The following is a 9070-nucleotide window of genomic DNA, read 5'->3' as shown; positions in this document are numbered from 1 at the left end:
CTGGGCGATGATGCACTCGACCTTGAGACGCTGTCGGAAAAACGAAAACAAAGCCTGGGCGGGAACATGATGCCGATGGGATTGGGAGACTTCTTTTTCTCGCCGGATAACCCGTTGCATCCCGATCGGGACGAAGACGATGATGAGGATCTGGACTACGAAGACGATGACGACGACCAGGACAGCTATTAGTCCGAATTCGGGTTGATCGTTGTGTCTTCAGGAGCCGCTACGGTTTTTTCGCAGCGACCGGCGGTTCTTCGAAACTGAGCCGGATCTCGAAGGGCTCTATCAGAATATTCTTCTGGTCCACATCGGGCACTACCCAGATCCGATCCCGATTACTGAGCATCGTTTCCTTCAATACGACCCCGCCATTCCGTAAATCGACCACCTGCAAATCGACTTCTGCTCCCTGGCTGGAAGGCATTCCTTTGTACTTGCGAATTCCAAACGTCAACACCGGCAGGTCGAGAGATTGCGAAAGATCAAAACCCTCTGCCTCCACAGGCAGCGACCACATCAAATCACCCGTCTTCCGGTCCACGGAATAGATCACTCCGTTAATGGGATACGAAGAGGCTAAGGTGATATAATTGACCCCGTTTTTCACAATGTATTTCACATTCACAAAAACCAGATATTGCCGCGAGTTTTTCAGCAACAGCAAATTAATGATATTGGCTACCGGATTCCCTTTCACTTCATATTTGATTTCGCCGGTCCGCAAATCCAGAATGGAAATCAGGCCTTCCGGAGTGATCATTGCGATTTCGTAATCTTGTCCCAGACTGTAAATCGTGGATTCACTTAATGTACGGCTCCAGATTTCACTGTCGGTCGACAAATCCTTTAAACGCAGGCGGCTCGCATTATCGGCACCTGGTGTGAATGTCAGCACATAGCGTTCAAAAGCAAAGACCTGTGATTCTCCCTCGTCCAGTTTAAACGACCTGAGAACTTCACCGCTCTGGCCACTTAACACAACGTAACGGGGTGCAAAACGATCTTCAGCCGTCCTCACAATCACATGTTCGGCATCGCCAAAATGGATGCTGCTGGTCACGATTCCCTGGTGTTTCCATAAAACTTTCCCGGTTAACAATTCGGCTGCGATCAATTCGTCGGCCACCTGATAACAGAGAAACTCTTCATTGATGGTACCGATCCGGCCCAGCAATTCTCGGTCAGCGTTACGTGCGAGATACTCGCGCAATACAGGCGCAACCCCGCTTCGATCAATGGTAATATAATCGAGAAGACTGGGTGCCCCCGGAATGAGCCTCTGCTGCCACAAAAAAGTCGGCCGATTGTCTGCATCCCGGTTCAACGTATCCAGTACGAAGAATTCCGATCCGAAGTTGACGACCAGATAGTGCCGATACACTCTTGCTGAGAAATAAGCCTGACGGGGAACTTCGATCCCCGCCTGCTCCAGAAAGAAGGCCCACTGCTGTTTTCCCTGACCGTCAAATGCGAAAAGAAACTCTCTGGTCGGACCGATCTCAAGTCGATAATTCTCGAACAGGGAATTTGAGAGACCGATAATCTCCACAGGCAAAGAAATATTCTGTCCCCTGGACTGTTCGCCGCGATAAACCTGAGCGGGATAATCAGGCCAGTCTGCCCCCGCACCCTGCCACTTCCGGAACTCCGGTTCTGACCGCCAGTGCTGCGCTAACTGTAACGAGGTTTTACCGTCCATGCAGATGACATCCGGCCAGCGCGTGACCAGTTGTTCGATCAACTCGACAGCCTTTGGATAACGATTCGACCTCAGATAAAGTTGCGTCAGTTTCGCGGTGGCAAACGCGGCCATCACAGGCTGTTTTGAACTACGGAGAAATTCCAGATGCTGCACTAATTGACGGCGCAACGGGGACTGTTCTTTTTCAGAACCGGCGTGAATTGCCTGCTCTAATCGTCCGATCAGCGCCACCCGGACCTGCTGTGTCTCCGGCAGATTTCCGCAACATTGCAGGAAACGTTCCAGTACTTCCTGTTCCGCATTCACAAGTTGCTCTGTGTAATAACGGGTAAAGAACGTTCTGATCTGATCGCGTTCACTCTCTGAAGCACTCGCCACCATTGATTCCAACTTGGAACGAATCCAGCGATCCATGCGTACAAAGGAACCCCCTTTGACCTTTTCAGAGCTGAAAATATTTTTGAGTTCCGACAGTCTGAGATAATATCGCAGTGCCGCGTCCAGATTGCCCTGCTGCTGATAATTGAAAGCGAGAATCTGGAAAAAACGTTTGCGTTGATCGTCGTCGACCAGCAGATTCTCCATTTTGGAAATCTGGTTTTGATTCTGGTCAAAATCATGGTCCAGGCTTTCGAGTAACATGTCTGCATACAGCCGCTTCGCGCGCAACGTGGGTTTGATTTGAATCGACTGATCAATCTTCTGCATCGCCTGACTGACATCGCCGGCAAACAGATTGAGCTCACCACGCAGCAGCTGCGCCAAAGCCAGATCATCGGGCTTCGTGGATTGACTGGCGAGGCGGATTTGCTGCCAGATACTATCCACCGATTTAAAGCCCACTACCTCTGTCTCATTTTGAGAAACCAGCATTCCCTGAGCCGCAGCGAGATTGCCGATCAACGAGCCCGATTCAATTCGCGTCCGTGCCAGAATCAGACCGTCATCAAGACGAACGCTCAGAATCTCTCCCGTTTCCACCGGCTGGAAGTACGTATTTTTCACCACGATCCCGCGACCGCTGGGCGCAGGAATCGGATGTGATTTCGGCCAGGCAGAGGACCCGTCGCTCATTTTAATCGCATCGATCTGATCACTGCCGACCAATAAGATTTTTCCTTCATGAATCGTCGCGATAAACAGATTGCCCCGGCGGGGTCGCGACCATAATAATCTACCGTCAAACAGGTTCAGACATTGAATATTTTGCAGCTTGCGGGAGTGAATCAGCACACGATCCCCCACAATCACCGGTGCAAACTCGGCCCAGCCTTCCGAATTCTGATTGGTATCCTGTGAATAAGGTCCATACGCCACAACTTCCTCGCCGCCGAGATCCAGCTTTCTCCAGAGCAGTCGGCGCGTCACGGCATCAATGCCGATCGTGCAACCGGCGCCGGTCTGACAGACGATCACACCATGTGCAGCAGAGGGACTCAGCCCCAGCCTGCGGCGAACATGGTCCATATCTCGCCGGTCTGTGGTGTAGTCACGGGCAATCGGGTTCTCACTGCGAAACAAAGATTGCGTCCAGAGCGTTTTACCCGTTCGCGGATCCAGCACCAGCAAGCGAAATTCCCGCCCCTCTTCTGCCAGACAATACAATTTCCCGTCGAGTGGCAAAGGAGGCCCCAGAAAATAATGACCGGAATAGTGAATCGGATTTTGCAGCCGCGGACCACCCAGCTCCCAGACAAATTTTCCCGAATCTGCTTCAAAAGCCATCAGACGGTTAAACGACTTCGGCACCAGAATATTTTCTGAATCGAGCTGGCTGAAATGATAAAAGCCCGCGATGAATCCCACATTTTCCACACAAAAAACCAGTTTACCATCCGAACTCAAATGACCGACGGTGTAATCCTGCCAGGCGCGCTGTGACAGATATTTTTCCAATGGCGTCCGAGGCATCCCCAAAAATTCTTCGTCCTCATTATCCGGATCTGATAACATTCTCTGGTAGAGTGCATCGGTAACCGTGCTTTCCCAGCTCAGATCTCCCGTTGATAAGGAAACCGCTTTCAGATTGCGGTGTGTTCTGAAGATGACCTTGTCATTAATCACCAACGGACTGGCGGCGGGCAGAACACCCTCGACATGCTCGCGGCGGTGTTTGCCCAGCTTCTGAAGCATTTCCTCTAAATGAGGCCCTTGTTCCTGGTCAGTGAGAGCGGGATCCTGAATGGTCGAAAAACGCCAGACCGGTTTCGCGGAGGGAACCGCAAATGCAGCCGACGCCGAGCGCGAAGGGTCGCCTCGATACATGGTCCAGTTCTTTTGTTCCTGCGCTGCGCTCAGGTCCAGAATCCCCAGCAGACGGGACAACCATTCCACCGGGTTTTCCGATGCGACAAACAGCGTCACTTTAGTACCATTCGGAAATTCAAGCGTCTTTCCATCTGTTAAACGCACCAGTTTCAGCAACGTCTGACGACATTTCCCCTGATTCCCAATGTGATACCAGGCAACCGCCAGTTTGAACGTCAGGAAGAGTTCCTTCGTCTTCGCCAGATCATGTTGATCGCTGAGGGCTTCCCACTGCTGTGTAGCCGCCCAGAAGTCTCCCCGTTCGAAGTAATAGGCCCCCAGGGTATAAGCGGCTTCGGCACCTGCTTTGGTAAAGAAAAAGCGACGCACCACTTCCTGCAACAGATCGATGTCGTCCTGCTCCACCGACCGATTGAAAAGCTGTTCCGCCGTGGAACCGTACTGCAGCGCATAAAATCGTTTTCCTTCTTCCGGCAGATCAGCGATCATCTGCCGGGCAATCTTTTTAAGGCTGAGAAAGTCTGCTCCTTTTTCGGTAGAGACATAATCCTCGGGTGCATCCAGCACCGCCTGCAGTTCCGGTATCCCTGCCGAATACTTTTTCTCCCCGATCAACCTCAATGCATCTTTAAATGTATTGGTATACAGGCGGCTGGTCGGAAAGAGATCATGCTGATCTGCCAGCGCCGGATCGGCATTGCGGAAGGGTTGCGCAATGCAGGGAACGGCAGAGAGCATGAATGACATCAGAATCAGCACCAGAATGTAAAAACGGTGCTGGCGATGTACGGAATATCTGTCTTGGTGAGATGGAGAGACCATAAGCAAATAAAGAGCTTCAACTTCCCGTAAAAGAAATTTCATAAAAAACGGGCCTCAAGCGTGCATTGAAACCCCTTGTCCTGCCGGAAGTGGCGAGGCTCAGTTAACAATCAGTCTGGTATCGGCGATGACTTCCTGAATTCCCTCGACATTCAATTGACCTTTCCGGTAAGCACGGTTCGCTTTGACCGCACCCTCCCACAGCATTACATTCACTGCCGCCTCTCTGGCAACCAGATATCCTTCAGGCCCCGCAGCTCCTGCAAAAACCGTTAATGGAACATTTTTGATTTCGTTTTCGACGGCAACTTTTTCCAGCTCTGATTTGACGGACTGGGGATCATCCGTCAAAACAACAACGAAGGCAGCCAGCTTTTCATCCTGATGTGCGGTAACTTCCTGATCGATTTTCTTTATCAATGTTTTCGTATTTTCATCGAGTTCACGTACGAAAATACCAACCACGGGTCGTCCACCGTAGAGACAGCGATAACAAAGATGCTTGCCCCGATTCGGGCCGGTCACATCTTCAACGTCAAACGGCATCGGCACGCCGCCAATCTCCATACCCGACTGAAAAACCACTTCCTGTGTTACACTTGAATCCGGCGTATTATCCCCCGCTTCACTCCCCGGTTTGGCAGGATCGGAATTCGCGGCATCCTCTGTCTGCCCACATCCCGCGAGGAACATCGCCGCCAGCAGAGGGCAAACGACGAACGCTGCCAGGATTTTGTTCAAACGGACACAACGCATACTCTTTTCTCCGATTTGATAAATCTTCAAACAGAAACCTCACCCGCAAAATCAATTGTATGCCGCCAGTATCTTCACTGTCGAGTACGAATAACCAATTTTGCAGGTGAGGCACCTGTCATTTTCCGGTTTGCTGCTCAAAAACAAACCGGAAAAACCAACATCACTATTTTAAGTTATTGACCAGCTCCAGAATCGCTTTGCTGTCGTCAGCGGCTTTAACCTGGGTATTTTTCAAAACGACCTTCCCGTTTTTATCAATCACAAAGGTCCAGCGCGCAGCCGTCACGCCGCGCGTCAATGTTTCTTCTTTACCATCAATCGTACGCTTGATGGATCCGCCAGCTTTCAAAGGCACACCAAATTTGTTGGCGACACCGCCATCTTCATCAGCCAATAGTGTAAAATTCAGATCGTACTCTTTTTTAAACAGCTGATGACTACGGGGGGAATCACCACTCACCCCAATCACTTCTACATTCTTGCCTTGCAGTTTTTTCATGTCATCCCGAAAACCACATGCCTGCTTCGTACAGCCACCGGTCATATCTGCGGGGTAGAAATAAATCACCAGCACTTTTTTGCCAACATGGTCGGTCGACTTCCAGCCTTTCCCCTGATCATCTTTGGCAGTAAAAGCGGGCGCGGAATCACCGACTTCCACTTTGCCGGGAGGATCGGAAACCTGACCGTAGGCGCTGGCTGACAGCCCGCACAGACAAACGAGACTCAACATTGAAAATAGACGATACGAAACCTTCATGTCATTACACCTTGTTTTAAAGTTACAGATTGATTTTTTGTAAACTGACAACCGGCCAGTTTCCTGACTATTTTAACAAACACATGTCAACATTTACTTCGTTAACAACGCAGAGATTTTTTTTGCCTCATCAGAGGGCACTCTGCCCTCATTACCGAAAGCGGTTAAATTGCGCGGCCGGGCAATGAGTAATCGCTCACCGGCAATGATCAGATTCCCTCCTGTTTCCCCATGCAACGCGCGTAATGCAATTTTTTGCTTCAGCAATCCCTGCTCAACATCGACCACCAGAATTTCTTCCCGCAAAGGCCAATACACAAATTTTCCCGCCAGAACACCCCGGCCATAGCCGAAGCCTTCTGGATCCTGATAGCCCACCTTCCATTTGACGGCTCCCGTCGCGCGATCCAGGCCAAACAACCGGTCGCCACTCACAAACAGCGTCGACTGATTCACGCCCAGTAAATCCCGTATCCGGTCTGGGAATTCCCGCTGCCAGAGCAACAGACCCGAATCCGCATCAAAGGCCATCAACAGATCCGAGTCCTGCGGCGCGGCGAACAGAATACCACGGTCGTAAACACAGGGCACCAGACCGGTTTTCATATGATCGCTTAATACCAGCTTGCTGACTTCATCCTGCGAAGGATAGGTGACAACCCAGTTTATCTTGCCGTCACGCGAATCCAGCGAAGCAATTGCTCCCATATCGGTCGAAAGATACAACTGCCCTTCCGCCAATGTCAGCAGCAGATGACTGATATAGTTAATCCCCTCTTCGATATTCCTTAACGCCAGACAGACTTTTTGATTCCAGAGCAACTCTCCCGTTTCTGTCGAGAAACAGGCCACATTCGTTTGTACTTCAGGAAATCCACGATGCAAAGCCACAAACAGTCTGTTTCCTGAAACGACAGGAGCACCTTCAAAAGACCAGACAAAATTCTGTTCTCGCAACTGGGAAGAAGAAATTTTCCAAAGCAGTTTGCCTTGCCCCTGATCCAGATCGAGACAAACCAGATCCGAAAACAACCCCAGCCGTTCATCTTTGGCGACAGAGGTGACCGGGCTTCCCATCCGCGCATAAAGGCGGCCATCCGCAATCGTCATGGTGAACCGCGAAACTCCGACGACCGGACGAAACGGAAGTCGAATCCCCCCTTCCAGAACAGACGGGTAAATAATCGGGCTGGCCTCTTGATCGGCAGACCAGGCTGGCAGACCGCTCTTCCAGTTCAATGCATAAATCCGTTCGGCATCATTGAAAAAAACATGTTCGCGATGCACCACCGGAAAGATGCCCGGTGGTACCGGCTGACCAAACGCCGGCTTGCTGCTGAATTCCGGGTCCCAGACCATTGGAATCCGAAAAGACCACGCGACGGCGCCGACATCGATTTTCTTTTCCGCCCGATAATTACGCGTCTGATGGCCGGCAAATGTATGCATTTCGGAGCGTGTCTCGGGCAGAGAAACCATTGTATGGTCTGCGATAATCGAGGATAACAACGCAACCAGATTCCCCTCTTTTCCCGCCAGCGTGCCAGAGGCCTGTGGATAACGTTTCCGGAACACTCCCAACTCAAATTGAGCCCGTTGGAAATCCCCTTCAAAAAAACTGACCAGAATCAATCGGGCCAGGATGTCGGAGACTGGCAAATCGGTATCGGGATAAAGAAATACGCCCGGATCCCGGTTCTGCTGCTCCGCGTCTACCACAGGGATCAGCTTGCTCCAACAGGATCGGGCTTGCGAAAGGGCGCCCTGCTCCCAGGCCATTTCCCCCAGTCGATACAAGGCGTCATCTCCATAACTACTCATCAAGGCCTGTTCGACAATATTCAACAGCGGCTGCTCTGACGATTCTGCCAGCGCCTGCTCAAACCAGCGTTTGGCGCGCGGATCTGTTTTTTCACGATAAATGGCGATCGCTTCTCGGGGGAAACCAGCCAGCAGATTCTGGCAGTATTCAGACACCCGCAGATAACGGCCCGTCGATTCCGGATAAAGCGTGTCGCCATATTCATCGGAAATCTGAACTAAGATATCGACTGCGTCTGCCCACTGTTTCTCTGCCAGATAATCGCGAACGGAACCCATCTTTTTGAGAACCGCGTTATTCACGTCAAGAGAAACGGATTCGCGAAATTTCGGTGGAATGCCCTGCTGCTCCGGTTGAGCCAGACTGATCTTCGCCGAGACACAAATCGTTCCCAGCACAATCAGAGCGATGAAACCGCGAGGCATTTGCATGGTTCGACAACCTCACCATCTTCAGCAACAGTTAAATGGCATTAAAAAGGACACGCCCAACCGGACGTGCCCTTGTCTGTAAATCTCGAAAGCAATAGAGATCTGTTATTTGAACTTGGCAGGGCTGATTTTGATTTCACCCAGGTCCAATGTTTCTCCCGGCTTAATGTCAACAGTGAATTTCCGTTCGACATAACCGACTTTTTCATGCCAGATCCGGAAATCGTTTTTACCTTCGGGAAGATTTTCAATCGTAAATTTTCCATCCTTGTCAGACACGACAGCATAAGGATGATCGGCCACAAACCAGTAAGCGGTCATCCAGGGATGAATGTCACATTTCACCTGCATCGGCAGAATTTCGGGAATCACATTCGCCACTTCTTTTCCTTCACGATCATTGGGAGCCAGAATAAAATTCACGGCCTGATTCTTGATCGGAAAAGTATGCGTGTTATGAGCCACAGGATCGTCGGATTTCACAAGCACCGTCTGATCGG

4 protein-coding genes and 2 pseudogenes are annotated in these 9070 nt (G+C 50.8%); 1 reads left to right on the top strand and 5 read right to left on the bottom strand.

Annotated elements, in window-relative coordinates:
* Positions 1-192, top strand: a pseudogene (locus tag Q0294_RS13000) (ATPase); the annotation flags it as partial.
* 37 nt (positions 193-229) lie between these two features.
* On the opposite strand, the gene Q0294_RS12995 reads toward Q0294_RS13000, so the two are convergent.
* From Q0294_RS12995 to Q0294_RS12975, 5 genes and pseudogenes are all read right to left on the bottom strand, one after another.
* The gene (locus tag Q0294_RS12995; RefSeq protein ID WP_299465930.1) at positions 230-4723 is read right to left on the bottom strand and encodes a PQQ-binding-like beta-propeller repeat protein; all 4494 of its coding nucleotides are present in this window, start codon (positions 4721-4723) and stop codon (positions 230-232) included.
* Between the two features lie 174 nt (positions 4724-4897).
* Entirely contained in the window at positions 4898-5554 is a 657-nt protein-coding gene (locus Q0294_RS12990; RefSeq protein WP_299465927.1) for a hypothetical protein, read from the bottom strand.
* 166 nt (positions 5555-5720) lie between these two features.
* The gene (locus Q0294_RS12985) at positions 5721-6317 is read right to left on the bottom strand and encodes a peroxiredoxin (protein ID WP_299465923.1); all 597 of its coding nucleotides are present in this window, start codon (positions 6315-6317) and stop codon (positions 5721-5723) included.
* Between the two features lie 93 nt (positions 6318-6410).
* Positions 6411-8570 (bottom strand): PQQ-binding-like beta-propeller repeat protein, encoded by a 2160-nt coding sequence (locus Q0294_RS12980; RefSeq protein WP_299465920.1) that lies wholly within the window; start codon positions 8568-8570, stop codon positions 6411-6413.
* A 105-nt stretch (positions 8571-8675) separates the two neighbouring features.
* Positions 8676-9070: pseudogene (locus tag Q0294_RS12975) on the bottom strand (hypothetical protein); the annotation flags it as partial.

This window comes from uncultured Gimesia sp., assembly GCF_937919775.1.
In the GTDB taxonomy this organism is placed as follows: Bacteria; Planctomycetota; Planctomycetia; order Planctomycetales; family Planctomycetaceae; genus Gimesia.
The sequence above is the reverse complement of the archived record's forward strand: the minus strand, read 5'-3'. Positions and strand labels throughout refer to the sequence as shown.

Excerpts from the sequence above, each read along its gene's own strand:
- Q0294_RS12985 (WP_299465923.1), bottom strand. The coding sequence starts at position 6,317 with ATGAAGGTTTCGTATCGTCTATTTTCAATGTTGAGTCTCGTTTGTCTG.
- Q0294_RS12990 (WP_299465927.1), bottom strand. The coding sequence starts at position 5,554 with ATGCGTTGTGTCCGTTTGAACAAAATCCTGGCAGCGTTCGTCGTTTGC.
- Q0294_RS12995 (WP_299465930.1), bottom strand. The coding sequence starts at position 4,723 with ATGTCATTCATGCTCTCTGCCGTTCCCTGCATTGCGCAACCCTTCCGC.
- Q0294_RS12980 (WP_299465920.1), bottom strand. The coding sequence starts at position 8,570 with ATGCAAATGCCTCGCGGTTTCATCGCTCTGATTGTGCTGGGAACGATT.